Annotated in this window: 27 protein-coding genes and 1 tRNA gene; 12 read left to right on the top strand and 16 right to left on the bottom strand. The window is 71.3% G+C overall.

Going from position 1 to position 26,405, the window contains the following annotated elements:
* Nucleotides 1–31: 31 nt before the first annotated feature.
* The 5 genes from GA0070214_RS30725 to GA0070214_RS30705 all read right to left on the bottom strand — a co-directional run bounded on the left by GA0070214_RS30725 (nucleotide 32) and on the right by GA0070214_RS30705 (nucleotide 5,667).
* Nucleotides 32–688 carry a GNAT family N-acetyltransferase gene (locus tag GA0070214_RS30725; protein ID WP_091270028.1) on the bottom strand — a complete coding sequence of 219 codons (657 nt, stop codon included), beginning with the start codon at nucleotides 686–688 and terminating at the stop codon, nucleotides 32–34.
* A gap of 11 nt (nucleotides 689–699) precedes the next feature.
* A complete protein-coding gene (locus GA0070214_RS30720) occupies nucleotides 700–2,196 on the bottom strand; it encodes an APC family permease (RefSeq protein ID WP_091270027.1) in 1,497 nt (498 codons plus the stop codon).
* Nucleotides 2,197–2,259: 63 nt separating this feature from the next.
* On the bottom strand, nucleotides 2,260–2,886 hold the full coding sequence (locus GA0070214_RS30715; protein WP_167364365.1) for a GOLPH3/VPS74 family protein: 627 nt from the start codon (nucleotides 2,884–2,886) through the stop codon (nucleotides 2,260–2,262).
* 757 nt (nucleotides 2,887–3,643) lie between these two features.
* Nucleotides 3,644–4,519 carry a bifunctional diaminohydroxyphosphoribosylaminopyrimidine deaminase/5-amino-6-(5-phosphoribosylamino)uracil reductase RibD gene (locus GA0070214_RS30710; protein ID WP_091270025.1) on the bottom strand — a complete coding sequence of 292 codons (876 nt, stop codon included), beginning with the start codon at nucleotides 4,517–4,519 and terminating at the stop codon, nucleotides 3,644–3,646.
* On the bottom strand, nucleotides 4,519–5,667 hold the full coding sequence (locus GA0070214_RS30705; RefSeq protein WP_091270024.1) for an NsdA family TPR-like regulatory protein: 1,149 nt from the start codon (nucleotides 5,665–5,667) through the stop codon (nucleotides 4,519–4,521). The genes GA0070214_RS30710 and GA0070214_RS30705 overlap by 1 nt, the downstream gene beginning before the upstream one ends.
* 506 nt (nucleotides 5,668–6,173) lie before the next feature.
* Here GA0070214_RS30705 and GA0070214_RS30700 point away from each other — a divergent pair.
* The 7 genes from GA0070214_RS30700 to GA0070214_RS30670 all read left to right on the top strand — a co-directional run bounded on the left by GA0070214_RS30700 (nucleotide 6,174) and on the right by GA0070214_RS30670 (nucleotide 15,056).
* A complete protein-coding gene (locus tag GA0070214_RS30700; RefSeq protein ID WP_091270023.1) occupies nucleotides 6,174–6,332 on the top strand; it encodes an FxLD family lanthipeptide in 159 nt (52 codons plus the stop codon).
* Between the two features lie 217 nt (nucleotides 6,333–6,549).
* Nucleotides 6,550–9,534 (top strand): lantibiotic dehydratase, encoded by a 2,985-nt coding sequence (locus tag GA0070214_RS30695; protein WP_208602962.1) that lies wholly within the window; start codon nucleotides 6,550–6,552, stop codon nucleotides 9,532–9,534.
* On the top strand, nucleotides 9,531–10,823 hold the full coding sequence (locus tag GA0070214_RS30690) for a lanthionine synthetase C family protein (protein WP_091270049.1): 1,293 nt from the start codon (nucleotides 9,531–9,533) through the stop codon (nucleotides 10,821–10,823). Before GA0070214_RS30695 ends, GA0070214_RS30690 begins: the two co-directional genes overlap by 4 nt.
* 16 nt (nucleotides 10,824–10,839) lie before the next feature.
* A complete protein-coding gene (gene fxlM / locus GA0070214_RS30685) occupies nucleotides 10,840–12,921 on the top strand; it encodes a methyltransferase, FxLD system (RefSeq protein ID WP_091270022.1) in 2,082 nt (693 codons plus the stop codon).
* A gap of 2 nt (nucleotides 12,922–12,923) precedes the next feature.
* On the top strand, nucleotides 12,924–14,048 hold the full coding sequence (locus GA0070214_RS30680) for a hypothetical protein (protein ID WP_091270021.1): 1,125 nt from the start codon (nucleotides 12,924–12,926) through the stop codon (nucleotides 14,046–14,048).
* A gap of 70 nt (nucleotides 14,049–14,118) precedes the next feature.
* Nucleotides 14,119–14,250: a hypothetical protein gene (locus tag GA0070214_RS32890; protein WP_279615684.1), complete on the top strand. Its 132-nt coding sequence runs from the start codon at nucleotides 14,119–14,121 to the stop codon at nucleotides 14,248–14,250.
* A 14-nt stretch (nucleotides 14,251–14,264) separates the two neighbouring features.
* Nucleotides 14,265–15,056, top strand: coding sequence for a phosphotransferase family protein (locus GA0070214_RS30670; protein ID WP_091270019.1), 792 nt, complete (start codon nucleotides 14,265–14,267; stop codon nucleotides 15,054–15,056).
* A 233-nt stretch (nucleotides 15,057–15,289) separates the two neighbouring features.
* Here GA0070214_RS30670 and GA0070214_RS30665 read toward each other — a convergent pair.
* Together GA0070214_RS30665 and GA0070214_RS30660 are read right to left on the bottom strand one after the other, a co-directional pair.
* Nucleotides 15,290–15,364: transfer RNA gene (locus tag GA0070214_RS30665), tRNA-Val, on the bottom strand.
* A 50-nt stretch (nucleotides 15,365–15,414) separates the two neighbouring features.
* Nucleotides 15,415–15,927 (bottom strand): TIGR02611 family protein, encoded by a 513-nt coding sequence (locus GA0070214_RS30660; protein WP_377462406.1) that lies wholly within the window; start codon nucleotides 15,925–15,927, stop codon nucleotides 15,415–15,417.
* A gap of 294 nt (nucleotides 15,928–16,221) precedes the next feature.
* On the opposite strand from GA0070214_RS30660, the gene GA0070214_RS30655 reads away from it, so the two are divergent.
* Complete coding sequence (locus GA0070214_RS30655; RefSeq protein WP_007457244.1) at nucleotides 16,222–16,653, top strand: SsgA family sporulation/cell division regulator; 432 nt, start codon at nucleotides 16,222–16,224, stop codon at nucleotides 16,651–16,653.
* Nucleotides 16,654–16,724: 71 nt separating this feature from the next.
* On the opposite strand, the gene GA0070214_RS30650 is transcribed toward GA0070214_RS30655, so the two are convergent.
* Nucleotides 16,725–17,501: a glucose 1-dehydrogenase gene (locus tag GA0070214_RS30650; protein WP_091270048.1), complete on the bottom strand. Its 777-nt coding sequence runs from the start codon at nucleotides 17,499–17,501 to the stop codon at nucleotides 16,725–16,727.
* Nucleotides 17,502–17,652: 151 nt separating this feature from the next.
* Here GA0070214_RS30650 and GA0070214_RS30645 point away from each other — a divergent pair, with 151 nt between their 5' ends.
* The gene (locus GA0070214_RS30645) at nucleotides 17,653–18,567 is read left to right on the top strand and encodes a helix-turn-helix transcriptional regulator (protein WP_091270017.1); all 915 of its coding nucleotides are present in this window, start codon (nucleotides 17,653–17,655) and stop codon (nucleotides 18,565–18,567) included.
* 7 nt (nucleotides 18,568–18,574) lie between these two features.
* The gene (locus GA0070214_RS30640; protein WP_091270016.1) at nucleotides 18,575–19,030 is read left to right on the top strand and encodes an RrF2 family transcriptional regulator; all 456 of its coding nucleotides are present in this window, start codon (nucleotides 18,575–18,577) and stop codon (nucleotides 19,028–19,030) included.
* A gap of 4 nt (nucleotides 19,031–19,034) precedes the next feature.
* Here the strand turns inward: GA0070214_RS30640 and GA0070214_RS30635 are convergent, their stop codons facing one another.
* From GA0070214_RS30635 to GA0070214_RS33090, 7 genes are all read right to left on the bottom strand, one after another.
* Nucleotides 19,035–19,646: a malonic semialdehyde reductase gene (locus GA0070214_RS30635; protein ID WP_091270015.1), complete on the bottom strand. Its 612-nt coding sequence runs from the start codon at nucleotides 19,644–19,646 to the stop codon at nucleotides 19,035–19,037.
* Nucleotides 19,643–20,206 (bottom strand): flavin reductase family protein, encoded by a 564-nt coding sequence (locus GA0070214_RS30630; RefSeq protein ID WP_091270014.1) that lies wholly within the window; start codon nucleotides 20,204–20,206, stop codon nucleotides 19,643–19,645. Before GA0070214_RS30630 ends, GA0070214_RS30635 begins: the two co-directional genes overlap by 4 nt.
* Complete coding sequence (locus GA0070214_RS30625) at nucleotides 20,203–21,537, bottom strand: LLM class flavin-dependent oxidoreductase (RefSeq protein WP_091270013.1); 1,335 nt, start codon at nucleotides 21,535–21,537, stop codon at nucleotides 20,203–20,205. The genes GA0070214_RS30630 and GA0070214_RS30625 overlap by 4 nt, the downstream gene beginning before the upstream one ends.
* A gap of 11 nt (nucleotides 21,538–21,548) precedes the next feature.
* Nucleotides 21,549–22,409, bottom strand: coding sequence for an ABC transporter permease (locus tag GA0070214_RS30620; RefSeq protein ID WP_091270012.1), 861 nt, complete (start codon nucleotides 22,407–22,409; stop codon nucleotides 21,549–21,551).
* Nucleotides 22,402–23,217 carry an ABC transporter ATP-binding protein gene (locus GA0070214_RS30615; protein WP_091270011.1) on the bottom strand — a complete coding sequence of 272 codons (816 nt, stop codon included), beginning with the start codon at nucleotides 23,215–23,217 and terminating at the stop codon, nucleotides 22,402–22,404. The genes GA0070214_RS30620 and GA0070214_RS30615 overlap by 8 nt, the downstream gene beginning before the upstream one ends.
* Entirely contained in the window at nucleotides 23,214–24,248 is a 1,035-nt protein-coding gene (locus GA0070214_RS30610; protein WP_091270010.1) for an ABC transporter substrate-binding protein, read from the bottom strand. The genes GA0070214_RS30615 and GA0070214_RS30610 overlap by 4 nt, the downstream gene beginning before the upstream one ends.
* Nucleotides 24,249–24,389: 141 nt before the next feature.
* Nucleotides 24,390–24,467, bottom strand: a complete 78-nt coding sequence (locus GA0070214_RS33090) for a putative leader peptide (RefSeq protein WP_349881247.1) — start codon at nucleotides 24,465–24,467, stop codon at nucleotides 24,390–24,392.
* Nucleotides 24,468–24,713: 246 nt separating this feature from the next.
* Between GA0070214_RS33090 and GA0070214_RS30605 the strand changes: the two genes are divergently transcribed.
* Both GA0070214_RS30605 and GA0070214_RS30600 read left to right on the top strand, forming a co-directional pair.
* Entirely contained in the window at nucleotides 24,714–24,893 is a 180-nt protein-coding gene (locus tag GA0070214_RS30605; protein WP_091270009.1) for a DUF4236 domain-containing protein, read from the top strand.
* Between the two features lie 109 nt (nucleotides 24,894–25,002).
* On the top strand, nucleotides 25,003–25,527 hold the full coding sequence (locus GA0070214_RS30600) for a potassium channel family protein (RefSeq protein ID WP_091270008.1): 525 nt from the start codon (nucleotides 25,003–25,005) through the stop codon (nucleotides 25,525–25,527).
* Here GA0070214_RS30600 and GA0070214_RS30595 read toward each other — a convergent pair.
* Complete coding sequence (locus tag GA0070214_RS30595) at nucleotides 25,487–26,395, bottom strand: hypothetical protein (protein ID WP_091270007.1); 909 nt, start codon at nucleotides 26,393–26,395, stop codon at nucleotides 25,487–25,489. The two genes, GA0070214_RS30600 and GA0070214_RS30595, sit on opposite strands and share 41 nt — an antisense overlap.
* Nucleotides 26,396–26,405: the final 10 nt, after the last annotated feature.

The following is a 26,405-nucleotide window of genomic DNA, read 5'->3' as shown; positions in this document are numbered from 1 at the left end:
GGCCGGCCGGCCGGCCCGGTCATGGCGGTGTTCACCGCAGCCGGCGGTAGTACGGATTGGGCGGCGGGAACGACGCGCGTACGCCGCCGTTGAGCTGGCCGCGCCACATTGGCCAGAAGGGTGGCCCGGACGATGTGGGCTGCATCGGCGGCCCGGACTCGTAGCCGTGGCGGGCGTACAGGTCCCGGTTGCGGGGGTTGCTGGCCTCCAGGTACGCCGGTAGGTTCTCGGCGTCCAGCGCCTCGTGCGCGTGGGTGAGCAGGGCCGACCCGACGCCCCGGCTTTGCACGGCCGGGGCGACGGCGACGTAGGCGAGGTAGGCGTGCGGTAGACGGGGGTGGCGGGCTTCGAACATCGCGTCGAGCAGCAGGAACTTCGGCGTGTAGCGGCCGGTGGCTTCCTCCAGCCCGTAGAGGTGGTCGGGGTGAGGTGGGGGTGTCTCGTCGCGCCGGTACCAGATCGCCGCCCCGGACAGGTCGTGGGTGGTGTCGACTCTGCCGTGGCGCAGGCCGAGGGCGAGCATGTACCGGAAGTAGCCGGTGAACACCTCGAGCCGGTCGGCGGGCTCCGGGACCGCCCACTCGGCGACCGTCCCGGTCGAGAACGCCTCCGCGAGCATGGGCAGCAGCGCCGGTACGTCGTCGGCGGTGGCCTCCCGGACGGTGAGATCGGTGCGGATGGTGACCATGGTGCGGCTCCTCAGACGGGCTGGCGGACGGGATCGGGGGCGCGGAGGGGCGCTGTCGCGCTGTCGGCGCCGAGGCCGATCGTCTGGTAGACGTCGGGTCGGGCGGCGCGCAGCGTGAAGGCCCACGCCAGTCCGATCGCCGCGGCGAGGGCGTAGCTGGCGGGGAACATCCACCGCAGCGGGGAGGTCGGCTCGACCCCGAGCAGGGCGTCGAACTGTTCGACGGTGACGACGAGGATCGCGCCGAGGGCCAGGGCGGACAGGAACGGCGCGACGGCGGTGCGCCACATGCCGTCGCGGTGGGCGATCCGGGTGAAGTAGCTGAGCACGGCGACCGAGGTGGCCGTCATCAGGATGAGCACGCCGAGCGCGCCGAGGGAGGTGAGCCAGAAGAACAGGTGCACGATCGGGTCGGCGTCGGCCAGCACATACCCGGTCAGCACCACCAGGGCGAGGGCGGTCTGGACGATGGAGCCGGCCTTCGGCGCGCCCGTGCGGCGGCTGGTTCGGCCGAGGGCGCTGGGGAGGACCTGTTCGCGGCCGAGCGCGAACGCGTACCGGGCGACCGTGTGGTGGAAGGACAGCAGGGCGGCGAACAGGGAGGTGATGAACAGCCACCGGCCGAGGGTCACCAGCGGAGAGGTGAGGTGCGGGGACACGAGGTTGAAGATGAGGTCGGTGCCCTCGGTCTGCGCGGCTGCGACGATCTGGTCGGGCCCGGTGGCCACCGACATCGACCACGCCGACACCCCGTACAGCAGGCCGGTAACCGCCACGGCGATGTAGGTGGCGCGGGGCACTGTCCGTTGGGGGTCCTTGGTCTCCTCGGCGAACACCGTGGTGCCTTCGAAGCCGACGAACCCGGCGATGCCCGTGACGAGGGCGGCGCCGATGCCAGGCCCGATCAGGTTGCCTGGGGCGAGGGTGTCGAAGCTGACGCCGAGATCGTTGACGGGTCGGGCGACCATCACCGCGTCATAGACCAGGGCGATAACGCACTCGGCGACCAGTAATACGGCGAGGACTCTGCCGTTGAGGTCGATGCGGAGCAGGCCGAGTACGGCGATGACCGCGCAGGCGATGACGGCGCACAGCCACCTGGTGGTGTTCGTCCCGAACCGGTCGTTGAGGAGCCCGGACAGGACCGCGCCGAAGACGCCGTACAGGCCGATCTGCATGCTGTTGTAAGCGAGCAGGGCGACGATCGCGGCGGCGACGCCGGCGGGTCTGCCGAGGCCTCGGGTGACGTAGGTGTAGAACGCTCCGGCGTTGACGATCCGGCGGGACATGGCCACGTAGCCGACGGCGAACAGGGCCAGCACCGCGGCGACCACCAGGTAGGCGAGTGGGATGCCGAGTACGCCGGTGACGGCGTAGCCGGTGGTCGCGCCGCCGGCGACGGCTGTCAGCGGCGCGGCGGCCGCCACGACGAAGAACACCACGGCGGGGATGCCGAGCCGGCCGCGCGCGAGGACCGCGGACACGGTGTCAGGGTGATGTCTGGGCATGGGGAAGCTGCCCCTCTCTGGGGGTTGAAGGGTGAACGGTTGGGTGGTGTACCGCAGCTGCGCTCAGGTGCGGTGGCTTAGAACGGTGTGACCGATCGCGGTGTCCAGGTCGGCGAGGAGTTCACGCATCGGCTGCGGGGCGGCTGCCAGCAGGCGCCGCAGGTGCGCGCCGGCCGCGTAGGGTGCGCCGTCGAGGATGAACTGGTCGAGGCGGCAGGACGTGGCGATGCCGGCCAAGGCGAGGTCGAACGCGTCGAGTTCCTCGTACTGGCGCAGCTTCGTTGACAGGCGGGCCCACGACCAGGCGGCGACGTTCATGTCCGTCGGAACGTGCACCGTGACCGTGCGCAGGAACTTGCGCTGCTGCTGCGGTTCGACCTTGCCGGCCTGCCACAACCGTCGCGCGACCTCATCGTGGGCAGTCGCGGCAAGGTACGACAGCCACGTGCGGGTCGCGGTGTGCTGAGGTTCGCCGACAAGCCGATCCAGGATGAGATGTTGCAGCGCGTCGGCCGGCGGCCGCTGGTCCAGCACGTAGATGTGCCCCCGGTCGAACGAGATCCGACCGGCGGCGGCCAACTCGCCGAGCAGCGCCGCCGCCAGCCCATGAGTGATCGCGCTCTGGTGCAGACGGGGCCGGCCGGTCTGGTCGTCGTGCGCGATCAGGAAAAACTCGTCAGCCAGCAGCACCGGCCCCTCCGGGCCACTCCCCCGCGCCCGCCGGTGTCTCGCAGGTGTGGACTCCAGGTACAGGCGCACTACCGGTCGGTCATCTTCTGCGCCAGGGGGTGTGGGGATCACCACTGCTGGCCTTCCTCGGTCACGGCGTTTACGGACGTGGCTTGCTGCTGGCCGTGCAGTTGAAGCAACTGCCAGCGTCGGCGGTTTGCTCGGTGGCAAGGCGCTAACCGCATGGAGGGACAATGCAGCGATTCATGCCGATCAGAATCCCCTACGGTCGAGCCGGGCGGGAATTCCGACCTACGGCCCGACCTAGTGTCTGACCTGTGGTCCGAATATCGCCTGACCCGCGACGATGACAGCTGAACCGACGGAACGGTGATTCTCCGCGCGGAGAGCAGGACCTTCGCAATTACTCAGCCCGATGCCTCGCCCATGGGCTCATGACAGTGCGCGAGGTTGCTGGAAACCGGCTCGAGTCGTGCTGTCGGGCCCGCCAGCACGAACAGCAGGTCCCCGGGTTGAGTAGGGGGCGCAACTCGCGAATACGCCCGAGTAGGAGCCGACGGGGTGAGCCAATCATCACCGCCGCCGACGGCTAGGCAACCTGCTGGTGGGACCAGAATCTGCGAGGTTAGGCCACCAACAAGTCGGCGACCCGACCTTGAAAGTGAACACCTCGCCACCTCGCCGGGTGAGCGCCAACCCGTCCTGGCTGACGCTTCGCCTGGTACAAGACGTATTCGGTGGCTCGTGGTGGAGCGGCCTAAGTGAGGCGGCGAAGGTGGACACGGGCGCCGGCTATATCGGGGGAAATATCGGCCACCTCGAAGCCTGCGGGCGTGACGTCCGCGGTGATTACGGCGAGTCCGCCTGATGCTGGGGTTCTCTCCACCGCGACCACGATCTCGTCGACGCAGTCGAGGTTGTCGCGGAATGCGCCTGAATGGTGAGCTCCTACGACCAGGATGGTTCGCGAGCCTGCCGCGTAGCAGGCTGACAGCCGCTGTCGGATGCCGCTGGTCGAGTCGTCGGGCAGTGTGAAGTGTTCAGGGGCATGGCCGCCCGGCACACCCTCCTCGATTGCCTTGCCGTCGAGTACGAGGTCTGCACTGGTGCGCAGGTCAGCAGTCAGTCGCTCGTCGACCTCATGGTTGCCCCTGTCGCCGAGGCCATAGGCCCAGGTCAGGTGGGGACGACGCCGACGGGTGGCTGCGAGCCAGGGGCCGAGAACGGTGAGTGTCTCGTCGGGAATCACGTTGGTTTCGACGTCGATGCCGTGGGCCGTGAGCACAGCAGCACCTCCGTCGCCTCGGGATGTGGGGTCAATGATGCTGATGACCACGCGGACGATGCCGGCGTTGATGAGTTCTTGGCGGCAGGCTGGGGTGACGCCGATGTGATTGCAGGGTTCGAGTGTGACGACGGCGGTGCCTCCTCGCGCTGCGGCGCCAGCTGCGTTCAAAGCGTTCACCTCGGCGTGTGGTTCTCCCTTTCGCCGGTGGTAACCGGCTCCGACAGGTACGCCGTGACGATCGAGGATGACGCAGCCGACGGGCGGGTTCGGGCTGGTGGTGCCCAGTCCGAACGATGACAGCGTGATTGCATGTCGCATCGCGGCCAATTCGGTGTCGGATGCCATCAGGGGGCCTCCTTGAGATCGTCGAGGAAGGCGCGAACGTCCGACAGTTGCTGGTGTCCGCTTACCGCAGCGCCCAGCTGCGTGAGTTGGTGAAGGATACGTCGTGACCCTGCCCGCCGCGCGATCGGCAGTGCTTGGTGTGCTGTCGCCGCGGCCAGGTCGGGTTGGCTCGCCGCCGCGTAGGCGGCGGCTTTGTTCAGCAAGGCGGAAGCGAAGTCCTGGCGATGCCGCGGTGGGATCTTGGGCAGGGCGTCTTCCAGGACGGTGAGCGCCTCTTGGGGTCGCTGCGCCAGCCGGAGGCACGTTCCGCGGTGTACCTCGATGTAGCCGCTGGTGCAGTAGGTGCCGTGCTCGCCTTCTGCCTTTCCTGGGTGGCGGTCCGCTGCCCAGCGGTGCGCCTCATCTAGGAGGCGCATCGCCGCGTGGTGCTTGCCCATCGCGGCGAGAGCGTGTGCCTGCTGGACACGCAGCGCCGACCGCATCGGTCCGGTGAGCCTTCGGTCGTAGAGCAACGCCGCTTCGGCCTGCTCGACGGCCTTGGCGGGGTATCCGCTCATCAAACACTGCTGGCTGCTGCGGTAGGTGGCCCAGGCGGTCATGGTCGAGTCACCAATCTGTGCTGCCCAGGCGAGTGCTTGTTGTGTCCAGTGGTGGCCGGCGGAGTGGTCGTTGAGGGACTGGTTCAGCCAGGCCGCGGATTCGGCGTACTGGGCGGCGAGGCGGAGGATTGAGGGTCTCAGCTCTTGGGGTGCCTCGCGGAGGAGGCCGCGAATCACCTCTAGTTGCCTGGCGACACCCGTCAGGGCGTACTCGGGGCCGAACATCTTGTCGTTCTGGACCAAGAGATGCCACTGTTCGCGCAGCAAGTGAACGGTCTCGTCCCAGCTGCCTGGTTGGGGCTCGGCCGCCTCATCGGCGACGTACTTTCCATCCGTACGCCGAGGGCTGTAGAGGTCGAGATCCGCATCGATTTCGGCACCGAGTACGTAGCGCAACGCCGCCCGGCGCGCCTCGCTCGGCCACCGATGCTCGCCACGCTCCAGCTTGCCAACCCACCGAAAGTCCACGTAGTGGGCAGTGACGTCACGGCCTGCGTAAATTCGATCGAGCGCCACGTTGACCGCATCGGCTAGCTCGCTGCGGGACATTCGCTGACCGGGGCGCACGGGCGAGGGCAAGCGTCGTCGCGCCTCGCTGAGCACAGTGTTCGGCCTGATCATCGCGTCCGGATGCCGAGGCACCGTCTCTCCCCTCAGCCCACATGCCATCCCTGCCGACTATGTCACCGGCTGCCTAGATCAGACACCCGTCATGCATTCATGCCGGGGAATGACACGGGGTGACAGCAAGGTCGGACCGCAGGTAGGTATTCCTCCTCCCATTCGCCATGAGTGATCGTGTGAAGCGCACTCGGTGAGGCTCCGTACGGCAGCCGGCCGCGCTACAGCCCTTTGGATGCGTTGCGGCAGCACAGGTGCCCGGGCCTCGTACGCGGCCACACGGCGAGCGCCGGTGGGCAGCTCTGAGCCGGACACGCCTCCGGCCCTCATGCTCCGCCGGCAAGCGGGCGGTAGGGGTGACGCGTCACCGGTAAGCGGCCACCCGGCACCACCTCGGGCCACCGCGGCCCGGGATATCTCGGATCGGAGGAAACATGGCCATCAGTACTACGGAGCAGAGCACCACCGCGGACAACGAGGAGTTCGATCTGGACGTCAGGCTGCTGGAGGTGGCAGACGTGGCGGGTCTGGTCAACCTGACCGACGACGGCTGCGGCAGCACCTGCACCGCCTGCACAACCAACGTCGCCTGACCGACGAACCCCTCCCGGAGATGCCGGCTAGCGCGACGGGGCGCCCCCGTTTCGTGCTGGCCGGCATCCCCACTGACATTCACCGAGGTGCAGCGTGCGCTCTTCCACAGGCTTCCCGGCCTACCGGTCGACCAATGCCGCGCTTGTCCGCGCGGCCGCCCACTCCGATATCGACCTGCCGCCGTTGCCAGATCTGACGGAATCGTGCGATGACCTCGTGCCCGGCTGGGTGGAGTGGCTGCGGCAGGTGTGGACGATCGAGACGATCGTGGACGGGGTCAGCCACGCCAGTCCGGTGCTGGCAGCGCAGGTCGGCAGGCTGTGCGCGGGTGACGCGCTCACCGTTCGGGAGACCCGGCGGGTGATCCAGGCCGTTGCCCGCTACACGCAGCGTCTGCGCGGCCGGCCGACCCCGTTCGGTCTCCTCGCCGGAGTGGCACCCGCCGTGTTCGGCTCACGCTCGCCGACCAGGTGGGGCACCGCGCATCATGCCGTGTCCCGGGCGGGAGCGGCGTGGCTCGCCGATGTAATCGGCCACTTGGAGCGGTGCCCGGAGCTGGTCGCCCGGCTTCCGGTCGTCGCGAACAACACGATGACGGTGCGCGATGAGCGGCTCGTTCTGCCCTACCAGCCGTACGTCCGGCCGCAGGGCACGACGGCCGTGGAGGTGTCGCTGCGATTCACGGCGCCGGTTCGCGCCGCGATCGCCGCCGCCCGCGCCCCGATCCGGATGGAGTCGTTATCCGCGCAGATCCGTGCGGTGTTCCCACACGCCGCAGCGGCGACCGTCACGGCGATGCTCACCGAGCTGATCACCCGTGGCGCTCTGATCACCAGCCTGCACGCGCCCAGCACGGAACCGGACGCGCTGGCGTACCTGCTGGTCCAGCTCGACGACGGCGGCGCTGGCGGCATCGCGCCGATCGCCGAGGTGGTCCGCGCCTTGCGCGATATCCACGCTGGGTTGGGACGCGACCGCGCCCCCCAAGGTGCCGCAGGCCGCGCGGCCCGCGCCCAGGTGGCCTCCCAGATGCGCGGCCTTGGCGTGTCCGCGCAGGAACCGCTCGCGGTGGATCTCCGGCTGGACGCCTCGGTGACGCTGCCCGATCAGGTGGCGCGGGAGGTGGAACGCGCGGCGCAGGTGCTGACCCGGCTGAGCGCGCATCCCTACGGCACCGCAGCGTGGCGGGCCTACCACCAGCGCTTCTACGAGCGGTACGGGATCGGCTCGCTGGTGCCGCTGCGCGACGTCCTCGACCCGGACAGCGGCATCGGCTTCCCCGACGGCTACCCCGGTGCGTCTGCGGCGGAACCGCGCTCACCCCTGTCCCGCCGTGACGAGCTGCTTCTCGCCCTCGCTCAGCGCGCTGCGGTGGACGGTGTGGGCGAGGTTTTGCTCGACGAGGCGTTGACCGCGCAGCTGGAGCTGGGGCCGCAACGGCTGCGGTTGCCTGCGCACCTGGAGGCGAGCGTCCGCGTGCACGCCGCCGATGAGGCGTCCCTGACGCGCGGCAGGTTCACCGTCGAGGTCACCTCCGTGTCCCGGGGCGCCGGCGGACTCACCGGTCGGTTCCTCACCGTGCTGCGCGCGGTCGACGCGGGAAAGCTGGCCGCCGGCCTGACCGACCTGCCCGCCGCGGACGGCGACACGGTGCCCGCCCAGATGTCGTTCCCGCCGCTGGACCCGGCGACCACCCACGTCACCCGCACCAAGCAGATCCTGCCGACGGTCATCAGCCTGGCCGAGCACCGGCGTCCGAACCGATACGTGCTCACGGTCGACGACCTGGCGGTGGGCTGCGACGGCCGGCGCATGTACCTCGCCGTACCCGACCGCGGCCACCGCATCGAGGCGGTCGGCATGCACGCGCTCAACCTGCGTACCCACACCCCGCCGCTGGCCCGGTTCCTCATCGAACTCGGACGCGCCCAGTGCGCCCAGGTCACCGCGTTCGACTGGGGCGCCGCCGCCCGGGCGAAGCTGCCGTTCCTGCCCCGGATGCGCTACGGGCGGGCGATCCTCGCCCCCGCAACCTGGCGGTTGGAAGCGGCCGAGCTGCCCGACCGGCGGCAGCCCTGGTACGCCTGGGACGACGCCCTCAACCAGTGGCGAGCCCGCCGCCGCTTGCCGCGCCTGGTGCAGCTCGTCGAGGCCGACCGCCGCCTGCCACTGGACCTTGATGAGTCCGCACACCGCGTCCTGCTACGCACCCACCTGCTCACCGCGCCGCGAGCAGTCCTCGTGGAGGCACCCACCCCGCAGGACCTCGGCTGGTGCGGCGGACGCCCACACGAGGTCATCGTCACGCTGCACGCCACCGAACCGCCGCCCTGGCCGCCCCTACCCACACCAACCCCGGCCCGCGTCATCGGACGCGACCAGGGGCTGAGCCCCGGCACCTCCCGGATCATGCTCGCCAAGGTGTACGGAGACATCCGCCGACAAGACCTGCTCCTCGCCGAGCACCTGCCTCGCCTGCTCGCCGCCTGGGACTCCCCGCCCGACTGGTGGTTCCTCCGGTTCCGCGACCCCGACCAGCACCTCCGGCTACGCATCGCCCTACCCGACGCGTCGGCCTTCGGGCCGGCCGCCGAACGCGTCAGCGCGTGGGCCGATGACCTGCGGCGCCGCGGGCTGCTGCGGGAGATCGGGTACGCCACCTCCTACCCGGAGACCGGCCGGTGGGGAGCCGGCCCCGCCATGCAGGCCGCCGAGGCGGTCTTCATCGCCGACTCCCACGCCGTCCTCACACAGCTGCGCCAACCCGTCCGCCCGAGCCGGCAGGCGCTCGTCGCCGCGCAGATCGCCGCCATCGCCATCGCGTACACCGGCAGCGTCGAGGCCGGCATGCGCTGGATGGTCGACCGCATACCCGGGGCGGCGCCGCAACCGGTGGAGCGGCCGCTGTTCCGCGAAGCCGTCCGCCTCGCCCACCCCGGCGACGATTGGGCCGCGCTGCGCGCCGTAGCCGGCGGCACCGCCATCGTCGACGCCTGGAAGAGCCGCGACGTCGCCCTCGCCGGTTACCGGACCCACCTACCCGGACCGTACGCCGAGGGCATCAACAGCGACGACGTCCTCGGCTCACTCATGCACGCCCACTACATCCGCGCTGTCGGTATCGACTTCGACGACGAGGACCAATGCCGCTACCTCGCGCGAGCCGCCGCCTTGGCCTACTTCGCCCGGAGCCGGCCATGAACCCGGCATACGAGAGCCACGAACTCGCCGTCGCGGTCGCCGACCTGCTCGCCCATCCCGACGATTCGAGCCTGCCGATCGAGCAGCCCTGGTGGCGGCAGTCGCTCGCCCTCGGCGTGCCCGGGATCGCCCTGCTGCACGTCGAGCTGGCAGCGGCGGGGCTGAGACCGTGGCAGCGCGCCCATCATTGGCTGACCGCCGTTACCGGCGGCCCGATTACGGCGGGTGCCGACAGCCATCCCTTCCACGGCGCACCTGCACTCGCACACGTCCTCGCCTGCGCGGCCACCCACCAGCCCGGCGTCTACGCCCACGCACTCGACGGCCTCGACAGGGCGATCTCCGCCGATGCCCGGCGCCGCGTGGCCGCCGCCCACGCCCGCATCGACGCCAGCGAGCTACCGGCCCTCGCCGAGTTCGACGCCATCCGAGGGCTCGCCGGGATCGGGGCGTACCTGCTCCGCCGACCATCCGCGGGCGACGCACTTCACGCCGTACTCGAATATCTGGTCCGCCTGACCGCTCCCCTGCACCGCGACGGCGAGGTGTTACCAGGCTGGTGGACCGGCAGCGGCCCCAACGGACGCACCGACGCCCGCTTCCCCGACGGCCACAGCAACAACGGACTGGCACACGGCATCGCCGGCCCACTGGCCCTCCTCGCGCTCGCCGCTCTGCGGGGTGTCGTCATACCGGGGCAACTCCAGGCCATCGCAACCGTCTGCTCCTGGCTCGACCGGTGGCGCAGCGATACCGGCACCGGCCCAATCTGGCCGTACTGGATCACCAGAGGGCAGCTACGCGCAGACCGCCCATCGACGCCAGCAGCCCAACGGCCCTCATGGTGCTACGGCACCGCCGGCCTGGCGCACGCGCAGCAGCTCGCTGCTCTCGCGACCGGTGACCCGGTCCGTCGCGCAACTGCCGGGGACGCGCTCGCCCGCGCCTTGACCGACCCGGGCCAGTTGGCGTCAACGACGGATCCGTCGCTGTGCCACGGGTACGCCGGCCTCGCCCACATCGCCCACCGCGTCGCCGCCGACGCTCCCCCTGGCATAGCCGCCCGCCTTGACGCCCGAGTTCCCGACCTGATCAGCATGATCGACCCCACTGGTGCCGGCCCTCGACGGACGGCTGTGGCCCTGGTCGCCGCCGCACCGGGCCCCGGGATGCTCGAAGGCGCCGCCGGAGTGGCCCTGGCCGCCATAACCTGCAGCACCGCATCGACGCCGGTCAGCTCCTGGGACTCCTGTCTGATCACCGCCCGACCCACCTATCCCGTGACATGAGGAGGAGTCCGAACTGATGTCGACATGTGACTGGCGGCAGTACACCGTCGAGTTCCCCAACCCCACCGCAGCTGAGCACATCGCCACCACGGTGCTCGCCCCAGCACTGGCCGCCGCTCAGGACGACGGCGTCCTGCACGGCTGGTGGTACGTCCGCAAGTACCCGTCGTGGCGATGGCGCTACATTGCCGACGACCCCACCTCTCATGTCGTCGAGGACCTGCTGGAGACGCTCGCCGCCGACGACCGCATCGTCAACTGGACCCCGAGCATCTACGAGCCGGAGACGCTGGCCTTCGGCGGCTCGGCCGGCATGCACATCGCCCACGACCTCTTCCACCAGGACAGCCGACAGCTGCTCCTTGGACCCGGCTTAGCCGAGCCGGCCGCGCTCGGCAGACGCGAACTCGCCATCCTGCTGTCCAGCGTGCTGATGCGTAGCGCCGGCCTGGACTGGTACGAGCAGGGCGACGTCTGGGCCAAGGTCGCAGACCTACGCCCCGCCCCTACTCTGCCCGCCGAAAGCGGCGCCACCGCGGACCTCGACCGAGCGATGAACCGGCTCATGACCGCGGACATCCGGAGTTCGAGCCATCCCGCCTCGGACAGCCCGCTCGCGGGCTACGGGGCATGGCTCGACGCGTTCGAAACCGCCGGTCAAGCCGTCGCCGACCTGGCACGGCACGGCCGCCTCCGACGGGGCCCCCGGGCGGTCATCGCCCACCACGTCATCTTCCACGCCAACCGCCTGGGCCTGTCCGTACGCGACCAGTCCGCCCTCGCCGCGCTGGCGGTGAGAAACGTCTTCGACCCCATAGGGAGGAGCACCGTGTCCACCACAGAACCCACGCCGCCGGCCGCTAGCGTCGACCAGATGGCCGCGCTTCGTGAACCCGCCGACCTGCGTACCGAGCTCACCGACCGGCTGCGGGCAGAAAACTTCATCCGGACACCGACGGTCGACGCCGCGATGCGGACGACTCCCCGGCATCTGTTCCTGCCCGGCGTGCCGCTGGAGCAGGCGTACGCCGACAGACCGGTCTACACCAAGACCGACGGCTGCGGCACCTCGATCAGCGCGGCCTCGCAGCCCCAGATCGTGGCCATGATGCTCGAGCAGCTCGACGCCCAACCAGGCCACCGCATCATGGAAGCCGGCGCCGGAACCGGCTACAACGCCGCTCTCCTGGCCGCCATCGCCGGCGAAACCGGACGCGTCAGCACCATCGACCTCGACGATGACCTCGTCGACGGGGCTCGCAAACACCTCGCCGCCGCCGGGGTCGCCAACGTCCAGGTCGTCCGCGGCGACGGCGCGCTCGGACACCCCGACGACGCACCCTACGACCGGATCATCGCCACCGTCGGCGCTTGGGAGACACCCACCGCGTGGCTGGAGCAACTGGCCCCGGACGGCCGGCTAGTCGTGCCGCTGCGGCTGCGCGGCGCCGCGTCCCGCTCGATCATCTTCGAACGGTACGAGGGTGGATGGCGCGACGTCGGCAGTGAACTGGCCGTTTTCATGCCGCTGCGCGGCATCGGCGACGACGCCCGACGCCTTGTCACCCTCACCGGCGAGCAGGACGTGACGCTGCAGGTGCACAAGGACCAGGACGTCGACGCGGCCGCACTCGCCGGTGTACTCGAGAGCGAGCGGCACGAGATGTGGACCGGCGTGCTCTTCCCACCGATGGTGCCCTACGAGTGGCTCGACCTGTGGCTCGCCTGCCGTCTCGACAACGCCATCATGCGGATGAACGTCACACCCCAGGCCATCGAGCGCGACGCCGTCTCCCCCATGTTTCCGTGGGGCGCGATGGCGACCACCCGCGGCGCCGACCTCGCATACCTCAGCATCCGGCCAGCACGACCCACCGGCGACGGCGGCAAGCTGTACGAAGTCGGCGTCATCGGCCACGGCCCCTCCGGCAAGGACCTCGCCCAGCAGGTCGCCGACGAGACCCGCGTCTGGGACGCCGAGTACCGCACCCGGACCGTGCGTTTCGAAATCCCCGACGCGCCCGCCCAGGCGAATCCCTCGGCTGGACACTTCGTCCTCCCCCGGCCGCACCACCCGATCACCGTCACCTGGCAATGAGGATGGACCCGACCAGCCAGGCCCTGCGGCGCTTTCCCCTCGTGGCTCGACCGCGGCCCGCCGCCAAGGCGCTGAGCATCCGCGTCAACGACCTCTGCGCCCTCGCCGACCGTGCGGCTCGGGCGAGCGATCTGGCCGCGGCGTCTGCCGTCTACAACCAGGCCGCGCTAATAGCCTCGGACTGTGGCCAGCCCGAGCTGGCCCGACTGTGGTGCCACCAGCATGCGGCCGCGTACCTGCGAACCCTCCCCTTGGCCGCGCAGGCCGCGCGGCATGCCCTGGAGCCACTGGTCAACCTGGCCCGCCTGCACACCAGAGACGGCAATGGCGACGCCGCACTCGGGCTCCTCACCGATCTTTACCAGGCTGTCTCATCCCGCACCGACACCCTGATCGACGGCCAACCCCTGCCGGCGAGCCGACTAACCCGAGCGGCGGACGACCATCGTCAAGTGCGGCAATGGCTGTGGGCCGTGCTCCTCGCCGACGGTGCTCGAGCACTCACCACCGCCGGCCGTTGGAGAGAAGCCCACTACCACCTCCAGCAGAACAATGGCATCGGGCACCGGATGCTCGACGGACGCCAAGTCGCGGTCATCGCCCACGCCACCACCGGCCAGATCGAACGCGCGCGCTCGCTCATCGCCGAGACCGTCGCTGGGGAGCCATGGGAGGAAGCGGTCACCTTATGCCTGGCCTACTTATGCAACAAGGGGGCCGGCGAATCGGAAGGGATGGCGCTCGGCGAGCTGCTTCGCAGTCATCGGCAGCTAACGTCCGCACCCAGTCGTGCGGTCTTTCACAACCGCCTCGGGCTCACCGTCCTTGACGCTGTCGGCGTGGACCATCCTGACGTACGGTGCCTCGCCGCAGATCTGATCAATCAGGCCCTCACCTCCGATGACGCCTACATTGCCCGTGACCTACTGCACCACCGCGACGTCCTCACCGTCGTCGACGCCTCGTCGAGAGCCAAGCTGGCCGAAATCCTGCAGACATCTGGTATGGCAGACCGGGGCATGCCAAACGCCGCTCACGAGCGACTGCTGCAGGCCCTGACGGTCAGCAATGCGGCAATCCAGGACGCGAGAGCCGCCGCAATGGCACCGACTCAGGCAGATCAGTAAGCCCTACACCGCCGCCTGCAAGGAGATCGCGGGCCGCTACGTACACCACCGGCCGATCCTGACCGAGGCCATGCAGGACGGCACCGCCGTCACCTACACACTCACGGCGCTGCACAACACCGGCTACCGGGTCGACATGGAATTCTGGGGTGGTGAGGCCGAGTCCTGCTGCCCGCCGAACCCGCCTCAGCCCGGCAAGTAGCAGAGAAGAGAACGATGCGTAGCGACTGGACCGCTCTGCCTCACAGTGTCACGACAGAGATCGCCGAACGGATCGGCGGAGCCTTCGACGTAACCCCGGCTCCCAGTGGCAACCACGCGCAGATCGCCTCGACGGTCACCGGGCCCGCCGGACCGGTCTTCGTCAAGGCGGCCTTGGGAGAGTTGAACGTTCGGTCACTGCGCTACGAGCTGGCGGCAACCCGGGCCATCGACCGGCACCCACCCGCAGTTCTGTGGCACTTCGAGTCCCATGGCTGGCTGGTGGTGGGGACCGAGCATCTTGCCGGTCCCCACCCCGACCTGTCACCCGGCAACGCGGATCTCGATCTGCTCGCAGTCACGCTGAAGGCACTTCAGGAGACTCCCGCGCCAGGCGAGCCATGGTTCACCCCGACAGCCCGGCTCGGCTTCGCGCACCCGGCGATGGACGGCGAGACACTCATCCACTCCGACCTCAACCCGGCCAACCTGATCGTGACCACACACGGCCTACGGATCGTCGATTGGGCGTGGGCAACCAAGGCCGCACCATGGGTCGAACTCGCGTTGCTCGTCCAGTGGCTGATCGGCAGCGGCCACAGCGCCGAACAGGCAGAAGAATGGCTAGCACAGTTTCCCGCATGGACGGCGACTGACCGCGAGGTCTTGGACCACTTCGCGTCCAGGAACGCATCGAAGTGGTCGGCGAAGTCCCGGCAGAGCACCCAGGGCTGGGTACACGACCTCGCGATGTGGACCGGCGAGTGGGCGGCCCACCGGACCGACGGCCGCCAGTCACGCCGGTGAGCCAGAGCGGGCCGCCCTGTCGTCAGGCGGCTGCCGGTCGCGGCACCTGCGGCTTCACGATCAGCCGGCGGCGCGGTCGGGAACGGTAACCAGTACCGCCGCCGGGCGGCCGACGGCGGTGGGACACCTAAGCCGGACCGCCTGCTCCCAATCTGCTCCCAATCTAAGGGGCAACAGCGCGGAAGCCCGTTACCGACCGAACCGGTGACGGGCTTCCTACCTGGGAATATCTATGGTGGGCGATACTGGGATCGAACCAGTGACCTCTTCGGTGTGAACGAAGCGCTCTCCCGCTGAGCTAATCGCCCTCAGCGCCGATGACTCTACCTGATCGAGACCCCGGACCAAAAACCGGGTCTCAGTGCGTCGCGAGGTAGTGCATCGCCCTCGCCACGAGGTCGATCCCGAGGCTGAACTTGAGCGACAGCCACACCACGACCGACACGAACACCAGCCCGACGGCGCCCAGGGCGCAGCGGACCGGCAGCGACCGGCTGGTCACCCAGCGCGTCCACGCGTTGACGTGGCGGCGGGTGAAGGCGAGCAGCCGGCGGGCCCAGTGGAACTCGACGGCCCAGACGCCGAGGCCGGCGATCACGAGCAGCCAGCCGGGGCCGGGCAGCGGGATCAGGGCGAGGCCGACGGTGACGACGATGGCGCCGAGCAGGCCGATGAAGACCTTGAGGGCGATGCGGCCGGTGGGGTTGGCCCGGATCAGTTCGAGGGTGGTGTGCACGCGGCCGCGCCAACCGCCGCGGCGCCGCTGGGCGAGAGCGGTCCCCGGACCCCCTTCGACAGGCACCCCGTACCCCCGACTTTTGGCTGCTCGGGCCGCACCTTTCGGTGGGCCGGCCGTGGTCCTCGCTTCCACCGAGGAACCCCTCGTGACCATTTCCACCCCCAGTGTCGCCCGGGACCGTCACCCCTGCTGAGGACTGGACGTTACCGGAGTAAGTCGACGACTGAACCACCCGTTGCCGGGCGGGATGGCGGATCGGGCGGAAGCGGAAATCCTACAAGAATTTTCACGTTCTTGGAGGCTTTCCGACCCCCTTCCCACCACTGGGTGAAGTCAGCGTATGGCGGAGCGTAGCCAGGAGCAGCACCTGAGTATGGGAAAAGCGGGACACGCGCGTTCCGCAGCGGTGCCGGGGGGAGAACGTCCATGAGTGTCATTCGACCGACGACCGTAGAGGTCGAGACGTCGCTAAGGCTCGTCGCGCCTGACGCCACCGCCTTGCCGGTGCGTGCCAGTCTGCGTTACGACCCTGCTGACCCGTATGCGGTCCATGTCCTGTTCCACGCCGAATCCGCCGGCGGCGAGGCGGTGAGCTGGTCGTTCGCCCGCGAACTGCTGGTCACCGGCCTCGACGAGCCGGCCGGCATCGGCGATGTCCGGGTCTGGCCGTGGGCCACCCCGCGCGGCGACTTCGTCGCGCTCGCGCTGTCGTCGCCGGACGGCAACGCCCTCTTCGAGGTCCCGCGCAGCGTGCTGGTGCGCTTCCTGCGCCGGACCTACGTCGTCGTCCCGCGCGGCCGCGAGGCCGAGCACCTGGACGTCGACACCGCGGTGAACCGGCTGCTCGCCGGCCGCTGACACGACACACCCGGGGCCGCGCGGATCTGCCGAGTCCGCGCGGCCCCGGGCCGTCGAATCAGGGGTACGCGTCAGCCGTGCGTGGTGATCCCACCGTCGACCGGGATGACCGCCCCGGTCAGGTACGCGCCCGCGCGCGACGACAGGTAGATCGCCGTGCCCGCCATGTCCTCGGGGCGCCCGATCCGGCCCAGCGGCACCTGCTGCTCGATGGCCGACCGGGAGGCCGGGTCGTCCAGCGCGAACGCCATCATCTTGCTCTCGAACGGCCCCGGCGCGATCGCGTTGACCGTGATCTGCTCGCCGGCGAGCTGGTGGGCGAGGCTGCGGGTCAGCATGTGCACGGCCGCCTTGGTCGCCGAGTAGGCGTACACCTCCATCCACGGCACCCGGATCCCGTCGATCGAGCCGATGTTGATCACGCGGGCCGGGTCGTCGGGGCCGGCGGCTGCGCGCAGTGCGGGCAGCAGCGCGGTGGTGAGCCGGAAGACGGCCTTGACGTTGACCGCCCAGAGCTTGTCGAACGCGGCCTCCGGGTACGCCTCCAGCGGCGCGCCCCAGGTGGCGCCGGCATTGTTCACGAGGACGTCGAGCCGGTCGGTGCGCTCCCGCACGGCCTGCGCCAGCCCGATCGCACCCTCGTCGTGGCCCAGGTCGGCGGGGATCGCCTCGCAGTGCCCCTCGGCGGAGAGTTCCTCGGCCACGGCCTCGCAGACGTCGGCCTTGCGCGAGGAGATGATGACCTTGGCGCCGGCCCGGACGAAGCCCTGGGCGATCATCAGGCCGATCCCCCGTGAGCCGCCGGTGACCAGCACCGTCTTGCCTTCGACCGAGAACAGATCCGTCATGCCCATCCCATCGCCGGTGTGCGGGGCCGCGGGCCGGTCGGGCGACCCGGGCACTACCGATCGGTAACCTAACCGTCCCAGCTCAGTGCCGACAAGACCGGCCGAAACCGTCGAGATGCAAGGTGCGCACCGGCCGGTTACCGTCGGGACGATGGTCACTACCGGTCAGCCCTCCCCGGCCACCCGCACCGACCGGTCGACGCCGCGCGTCGACGCCGACGGGATCGTCACCGGTGCGCTCGCCGACCTGGCACGCGCGTCCGGCTGGTCCCGGCCCGTCCTCCTCGACGCCGACCTGCTGATCCTGGTCACCCACGGTCACGGCAGCGCCGAGCTGGATTTCCGCGCGCTGCCCTGCCGCCCGGGCACGCTGCTGCGGGCCCGCCCCGGTCAGGTGCTGCGGTGCCTCGGCCCGCAGCTCGACGCGACGTTGGTGCGCTGGGGCCCGGAGACGCTGCGCGGCCTGGACGTCGACCCGGACGCGGTGCCGGCCTACCGGCAGCTCGCCGGCGAGGACGAGGACGCGGTGATCAGCGAGGTGACCCAGCTGGCGGTCGACGCCGGCCGGCACGCCGGTGTCCCGGCCGCGGCGGCGCTGCTGCGCCACCAGCTCGCCGTGCTGCTGCTGCGGCTGAGCCTGCTGCCGGCCGCCGGGGAGCGGGAGACGCCGCGGGCCGAGACGGAGACCTTCCGGCGGCTGTGCCGGGAGGTCGAGCGCGGCTACCGGCACACCCGCCGGGTGGAGGACTACGCCGCCCAGCTCGGCTGCTCGGTGCGTACCCTGACCCGGGCCTGCCTGGCGGTGACCGGCCGCAGCGCCAAGCAGGTGATCGACGAGCGGGTGGCGTTGCAGGCCAGCCGGCTGCTCGCCGCCACCGACGAGCCGATCGCCCGGATCGGCCGGCGGCTCGGCTTCCCCGAGCCGACCAACTTCGGTCGCTTCTTCACCCGCGAGGTCGGGGTGAGCCCGGGGGCGTTCCGGGCCGCCCGGGAGCAACCCCTGCCCGTCCGCATGGTGCGCCCTCGCCCTCCCGCCGACTCCCCCGCGCCCGCCGGCCGGGCATGATGGCACTGTGCAGATCTCCGCGCGCGGTGACTACGCGGTCCGGGCGGCCCTGAGCCTGGCGACCGCGTACCCCACCCTGCTGTCCACCCAGGCCATCGCGGCCGAGCAGGACATGCCCCGCAAGTTCCTCGAGGCGGTCCTCGCGGACCTGCGCCGGGCCGGGATCGTCCGCGCCCAGCGCGGCGCCGAGGGCGGCTACACCCTGGCCCGGCCGCCGCGGGACGTCACCATCGGGCAGATCCTGCGCGCCGTCGACGGCCCCCTCGCCGGGGTCCGCGGGCTGCGCCCCGAGGAGACGCAGTACGAGGGCGCGGCCGAGAACCTGCCCCGCCTCTGGGTGGCCGTCCGCGCCGCCGTCCGGCAGGTGGTCGACGAGGTGAGCCTGGCCGAGATGGCCAGCGGGAAGCTCCCCGGCCACGTGCGCAAGCTGATCGCCCGCCCCGACGCCTGGGAGCCCCGCTGACGCCTCAGAGGGTGCGGACCACCTCGGCGTAGTCGAGCCGGGGCAGCCGCTCCCGCCAGGCGTCCGGCCCCGGCCGGCCGATGTTCATGAGCAGCAGCACCCGGTGCCGGCCGTCCGGGAAGAACTCCCGCTCCACCCCGGCCGTGTCGAACCCGGCCATCGGGCCGGCGGCCAGCCCGGCGGCGCGTACCCCGATGAGCAGGTAGCCGATCTGGAGCGCGGCGTTGAGCCGGGCCTGGGCCTCCCGGCCGGCCGGGTCGCCGGTGAACCAGTCCCGCGCGCCGGGCCGGTGCGGGAACAGCTCGGGCAGCCGGTCGTGCCAGTCGACGTCGGCGGCGAGCACCGCGGTCAGCGGCGCGCTCGCCGTCTTGTCCCGGTTGCCGGCGCTGAGGTACGGCAGCAGCCGGGCCCGGGCCGCCGCCGAGCGCAGCAGCAGCACCCGCAGCGGCTGGGCGTTCATCGCGGTCGGGCCGGTGCGGACCAGGTCGTGGATGGCCCGCACCTGCTCCTCGTCGACCGGTTCGTCGGTGAACGTGTTGGCCGTGCGGGCCGCCCGGAACAGCAGGTCCTGGGCGGCCCGGTCGAGCGCGAGCAGGTCGGTGGCGGCCGCGCTCACCACGTCTCCGGCCAGGCGCCGAGCGTGGTGGTGTAGCCGCCGCGGTGGTGCACCAGCGGGTCACCGTCCTCGCCCGCGCCGAGCGCCAGGGGTTCGGCGAGCACGAGGGTGTGGTCGCCGGCCTCGACCCGGCGGACCACCCGGCAGAGCAGCACGGCCAGGGCGTCGGCGATGAGCGGCACCCCGAACGGGCCGGCCTCCCAGCCGGGGTGGGCGGCGAACCGGTCGATGCCGCTGGTGGCGAAGATCCTGGCGACCTCCTGCTGCCCGGAGGCGAGCAGGTGCACGGCCACGTGCTCGGCCCGTTCCACGGTCGGCCAGCTCGACGACTCGCGGCCGAGGCAGAACGACACCAGCGGCGGGTCCAGCGACACCGACGTGAACGAGGTGGCGGTGAAGCCGGCCGGCGGCAGCGACGGCAGGCGCCGGCCGACGTGCAGGCCGGGGGTGGTGACCACGGTGACCGTGGAGGCCTGCCGGCGCAGCAGGCCGCGGAACGTGTCGGCGTCGACCGGGCGCAGCTCGACGGTGCCGGCCCCGGGGCGGTCCACGGTGGTCACGCGGTCACCAGCTCGCGGTCGGCCCAGGTGCTGGCCGGGCGGGGCAGCCCGTAGTGCTCGCGCAGGGTGCGGCCGGTGTACTCGTGCCGGAACAGCCCGCGCCTGCGCAGCAGCGGTACGACGTGGTCCACGAAGGCCTCCAGTCCGTGGGGCAGCAGGGGTGGCATGACGTTGAAGCCGTCGGCGGCGCCCTGGGTGAACCAGAGCTCGATCTGGTCGGCGATCTGCTCGGGGGTACCGGCGACGACGCGGTGCCCGCGGCCGCCGCCGAGCCGGCCGATGAGCTGCCGGATGGTGAGCTGCTCCCGCCGGGCCAGGTCGACGACGAGCTGGTAGCGGCTCTGGTGGGACTGCACCGCGGTGACGTCGGGCAGGTCGGGCAGCGGCCCGTCCAGCGGCAGGCCGGTGAGATCGAGACCGGTCATGCCGGAGAGCTGGGCGAGGGCGTGCTCGGGCACGATCAGCGCCTCCAGTTCGTCGGCGAGGGCACGGGCTTCGGACTCCGTACCCCCGATCACCGGCGCGATACCGGGCAGCACCTTCACCCCGTCGGGGTCGCGGCCGGCGGCGGCGGTGGCCCGCCGCAGTTCGGCGTAGAAGGCCTGGCCGTCGGCGAGGGTCTGCTGGGCGGTGAAGACGGCCTCGGCGTAGCGGGCCGCGAACGCGATGCCGTCGGTGGACGAGCCGGCCTGCACCAGCAGCGGCCGGCCCTGCGGCGGGCGGGGGGTGTTCAGGGGGCCGTGCACCCGGAACCGCTCGCCGGCGTGCGCGATCTCGTGCACCCGGTCGGTGTCGGCGAAGATGCCGGCCGCGGCGTCGAGGACCAGCGCGTCGTCCTCCCAGCTGTCCCAGAGCTTGATCGCCACGTCGACGAACTCGGCGGCCCGGCGGTACCGCTCGGCGTGCGCCGGGTGGTCGTCCAGGTTGAAGTTGCGGGCCTCCCGGGCCTGCGCCGAGGTGACGATGTTCCAGCCGGCCCGGCCGCCGCTGAGGTGGTCCAGCGAGGCGAACTTCCGGGCCAGGTTGAACGGCTCGTTGTAGGTGGTGGACGCGGTGGCGATCAGGCCGATGTGCTCGGTGACGGTCGCCAGCGCGGCCAGCAGGGTGAGCGGCTCGAAGACCGCCTGGATGTTGTGCCGGACGGCCGGGCCGACGGCGAGCCCGTCGGCCAGGAACACCGAGTCGAGGGTGCCGCGCTCGGCGATCCGGGCCAGCTCCTGGAAGTGCGTGACGTCGGCGACCCGGCGCGGGTCGGTGCGCGGGTGCCGCCAGGCCGCCTCATGGTGGCCGACACCCATCAGGAACGCGTTGAGGTGCAGGGTTCGGGACATGGGGTTTCCTCTCAGGCGGTGACGTCGACGCGCCAGGTGGAGAAACGGCGTTCCCCGGCGACGAGGAGCTGGTTGACGACCAGGCCGATGGCGGAGATCGTGATGATCCCGGCGTACATGTCGGGGATCGCGAAGTTGTACTGCGCGTAGTTGATGAGGTAGCCGAGGCCGGCCTTCGCGCCGACCATCTCGGCCGCGACCAGCACGAGGATCGAGTACGCCCCGGCGAGCCGGACGCCCGTGAAGATGGTCGGCACGGCCGCCGGCAGGATCACCTTCTGGAACAGCCGCAGGTGGTTGAGCCCCATCGAGCGGGCCGAGCGCACCAGCAGCGGGTCCACGCCCTTCACCCCGGCGATGGTGTTCAGCAGGATCGGCCAGGAGCAGGCGTAGACCACCAGAGCGATCTTGGAGGTCTCGCCCAGCCCGAGGATGAGCACGAAGACCGGCAGCAGCGCGAGCGCGGCGGTGTTGCGGAACACCTCCAGCAGCGGGCTGAGCAGGTCGGCCAGGGGCCGGTACCAGCCGATCAGCAGGCCGAGCGGGATGGCGGCGGCCACGGCCAGGGCCAGCCCGGTGAGCGAGCGGGTCAGGCTGGCGCCGACGTGGTCGGCGAGTTGCCCGGTGCGCAGCAGCGTCCACCAGGCGGTGAGCACCTCGGACAGCGGGGGCAGGAAGACCCGGTCGACCAGCCCGACCCGGGGTGCGGTCTCCCAGACCGCGGCCAGGGCCAGCAGTGCGACGCTGCGGTGCAGGGCCCGGCCGCCGAGCCCGAGCAGCCGTCCGGGCAGGGCGGGTGCGGCGGCGGGGACCGCGGCGGGCACGGCGGGCCGGGCCGCCGGGCGGGCGGGGCGTTCGGCGATGTCAACCAACGCGGGCCTCCTCTCGTACGGCGGACTGGGCGGCCCGCACCTCGTCGCGCAGCAGCGTCCAGATCTGGTGTCGGTGGTGGCGGAACGCGTCGGTGGAGCGCAGGTCCTCCTGCGCCTCCCGGTCGCCCAGTTCGATGTCGATGACCTCCTTGATCCGCCCGGGGCGGGAGGTCATCACGGCGACCCGCCGGCCCAGGGTGACGGCCTCGTCGATGCCGTGGGTGATGAAGACGACGGTCTTGCCGGTGGCCTGCCAGATCCGGACCAGCTCGTCCTGGAGCGAGTCGCGGGTCTGCGCGTCGAGCGCCGCGAACGGCTCGTCCATGAGCAGCACGTCCGGGTCGTACGCGAGGCTGCGGGCGATGGCCACCCGCTGCTTCATGCCGCCGGACAGCTCGTGCGGGTAGCGGTCGGCGAACCCGGCCAGCCCGACCAGCTCGAGGTGGTGGGCGATCAGGTCGGCGCGGTCGGCGCGCGGCACGCCCTTGGCCTCCAGTCCGAACGCGACGTTGCCGGCGGCGGTGCGCCAGGGCAGCAGCGCGTACTGCTGGAAGACGATGCCCCGGTCCAGGCCGGGCCCGGTCACCGGGCGGCCGTCGACCAGCACCCGGCCGCCGCTGGGGGCGGCGAGCCCGCCGAGCAGGTCGAGAAGGGTGGACTTGCCGCAGCCGCTGGGGCCGACGACGACCAGGAACTCGCCGGGGCGTACCCCGAGGGTCAGCTCGTCGAGCGCGGTGACCGCGCCGCCGCCCCGCCGGCTCGGGAAGACCTTCGTCACCCGGTCGAAGAGGATCTTGTCGGTGCTCACGCGCCACCCCCGTCGGCGGCGAACTGGTTGAACCGGTTGGTGTAGAGGTCGGCGGGCTTCGGGCGGTCCCCCTTGAGCTCGCCGGACTCGGCCAGCCAGTCGATCCAGGTGGTGAACTCCCGGTCGCTGATCAGACCGCCCTTGCCGGCGACGCCGCTGGACTTCCAGTACGTCACCAGCGACGGGTCCTCGTTGCGGCCGCGCTTGGCGATGATGGCCTCCAGCCGGGCGATGACGGTCTGCCGGGGCTGCGTGCGGGCCCACTCGATGGCCCTGCCCACCCCGCTCACGAACGCCCGGACGGTCTCCGGGTTGCGCTTGATGAAGTCGTCCCGGAAGACGTAGCTGCCCCCGCTGAACGCGCCGAGCAGCTCGTAGTCGGTGAAGACGGTGCGGACGCCGCCGGCGGCGACGGCCTTGTCGCGGATCACGCCGCCGAGCACCGCCACGTCGATCTGCTTCTGCCGCAGCGACTGCTCGATGTTGACCGGCGGCAGCGCGACCAGCTCGACCTTGGCGATCTCGGCGGGGGTCAGGCCACCCTTGGTGAGCCAGGTCTTGAGCACCGCCTCGGCGTGCGCGCCGAGGGTGTTCATGCCGACCTTCTTGCCGATGAGGTCGCGGGGGGCGTGGACCGGGCTGTCGTCGAGGACGTAGTAGCCCTGGAAGGTCTGCGCGTCGGAGCCGTAGTAGGCGACCACGGCGGTGATCGGGGCGTTGGCGGCCTGGAGCTTGACGATGGCGCCGTTGAAGGCACCGCCGAAGTCGGTCTGGCCGGTGGCGGTGGCCTGGATGTCGGCCGGACCACCGGTCACGTTGCCGATCCAGTTGAGCTTCACGTCGCCGAGGTAGCCGAGGTCGGCGGCGAGTTCGGGGAGGGTCACCTGACCGACCGAGCCCTGGTAGCGCAGCTCGGTGGTCTGCCTGCCGCCGGCTGCGGCGCCGGCGCCGCAGCCGGTGGCGGCGGTGAGGGCGAGCAGGGTGACGGCGGCGGCGAGGGTACGCCGAAGCGACTGACGGGTGGAGGGCATGGAGAGGTCTCCTGATCTGTCCACGATGCGGTGGCGAGGGCCCGCGGAGGGCGCGAGTGCACGCCGCTGCCGGCCGGGCCACGATGCGCCGGCGACGGGAGCGGACGAGCGGAGAAGTGGTGACGACCGGAAGCGGTCAGCTCAACAGAGCGCGCTCGCGTGCCGGACCAGGTCGACGTGCACGCGAGCGGTGAGGAGAAGCTCGTCCCGCTGCGACATGACCTCATGCTGCCGACCGTTCTCCGCGCCGGTCAATGCCCTTCCATAGAGTGAGACTTGCATCGCTGGCTTTGTTACCACCCGTCACCACCAGCATTTACCGCCCCTTAACACCTACCCGTTGGATAGAGATTGTGACGGGTGGGACGGGCACCGTCCAGACCGGATCCGACCGGGTTTCGTGAACCGCCCTTTTGGGCATGTTCGATGCCGCAGACGCAGGGAGGACGACGAGAGGAGCCCGCCATGGGCATCGTGTTCCGCAAGCGACAGAAGTACGGCCCGCTGATCCTGAACTTCACCGAGAACGGCTTCTCCTCGTGGAGCATCAAGATCGGCCGCTGGTCGTGGAACTCGCGGTCCCGCGCCCACCGCGTGGACCTGCCGGGGCCGCTCTCCTGGAAGCAGGACAAGTCCCGGGCGTGACGTCCCGAGGTCGCGCGGGGTGCCGGTGGTTCACCGGCACCCCGCTCGGCGTCCGGGCGGGCTTCGTCGTTCCCCCGACGGGACCGTCGTCACGACGGAGAATCGCGGTGTGGCGGACCAGTCCTTCCGGCGGGAGCGGCGGCGGGCCGCGGCGGCCGTCGCGCTGCTGCTGCTCGCCTACTTCGTGGTCCCCGTCGAGCCGGACCCGAACGGCCTGCGGCTGGCCCTGCGCTCCGCCGGCACCCTCGTCCTGGTGCTCGTTGTCGCGTTCCTGGTCACCGGCCAGGTACGCCGCCAGCTCGCCACCACCCAGCCGACCGGCGACGCGGAGACCCGCGCGCTGCTCCGCCTCGCCGTCGCCCTGATCGCGGGCCTGCTGGTCTTCGCCCTCGCCGACCACGTGGTGGCGAACAGCCGTCCGGGTGAGTTCCACGGCCTGCACACCCGGATCGACGCGCTCTACTTCGCGCTCGCCACGCTGACCACCATCGGCTACGGCGACGTCAACGCCGAGGGGCAGATCGCTCGGGTGGTGGTCAGCGCGCAGATGGTGTTCAGCATCGGGGTGCTCGCCACCGGGGCGTCCATCGTGGTCAGGCAGATGACCCAGCGGCCCCGCCCGACGCGGCGCTGATCAGCACGTCGCCGCCGAGGCGGCCGTGCCCGGGGTCGCGGGTCACCGCGCCGGCGGCGAGCAGCGAGGCGAGCGCCCGGTTGGCGTCGGCGGCCCGGTAGACCGTCGAGGTGGCGGCGAAGCGGCGCAGCTCGGTCACCGTGCGCGGGCCGGAACGGGCGAGTTCGGCCAGCAGCTCGCGGCGCAGCGGGCCGGGTTCCGGGTCGAGGCTGATGTCGAGCAACCGCCCCGCCGGGTCGGCCGGGTCGCGGTAGCGCACCCCGGCGTACTCGTCGACCGCCCAGAGGGCGTCCTTGACCGCTTCCAGGCCGCGGTCGGAGCCGGTGGCGTAGCCGAGCAGCCGGGCCGGCCCGCCGTCGGCCGGCACCAGCTCGACCTCGGTGACCAGCGGGAAGCCGGCCCCGGTGAGCGCCGGGCGCAGCGACCGGCCGGGCGCGGTCACCAGCAGCACCTCGGCCGGGCGGCCGGACGCGGCGGCGGCCAGCAGGGCCCGGTCGGGCTCCCCGCCGTCGACCACGGTGAACAGCGGGGCGCCGGCCGCGCCGGCCGCCTTGAGCGCCACCGGCAGCCGGTCCGGCCGCCCCGGCACCACGTGCACGGCGACGTCCGCCGGCAGGGCGGCCTCGGCCGCGCCCAGGCGCGCCGGCAGGTCCTCACCGCCGCCGGCGATCACCAGCACGGTCAGCCGCCGGCCGCGCAGCCGGTCGGCGAACTCGGCCACCACCCGCAGCGCGGCCTCCGCGCCGGCGGCGTCGCCCCCGGCGTACGCGAGAGCCAGGGTGGCCCGCCGCGCACGGTGCAGCGCGGCGGGCAACCAGTGGTCGAGTTGCCGGACGAGCAGTTCGCGCAGGACGGCGTCGGTCGACATGCTGCCGTTC

The sequence above is a fragment of the Micromonospora chaiyaphumensis genome (assembly GCF_900091435.1).
In the GTDB taxonomy this organism is placed as follows: Bacteria; Actinomycetota; Actinomycetes; order Mycobacteriales; family Micromonosporaceae; genus Micromonospora; species Micromonospora chaiyaphumensis.
The sequence above is the reverse complement of the archived record's forward strand: the minus strand, read 5'-3'. Positions and strand labels throughout refer to the sequence as shown.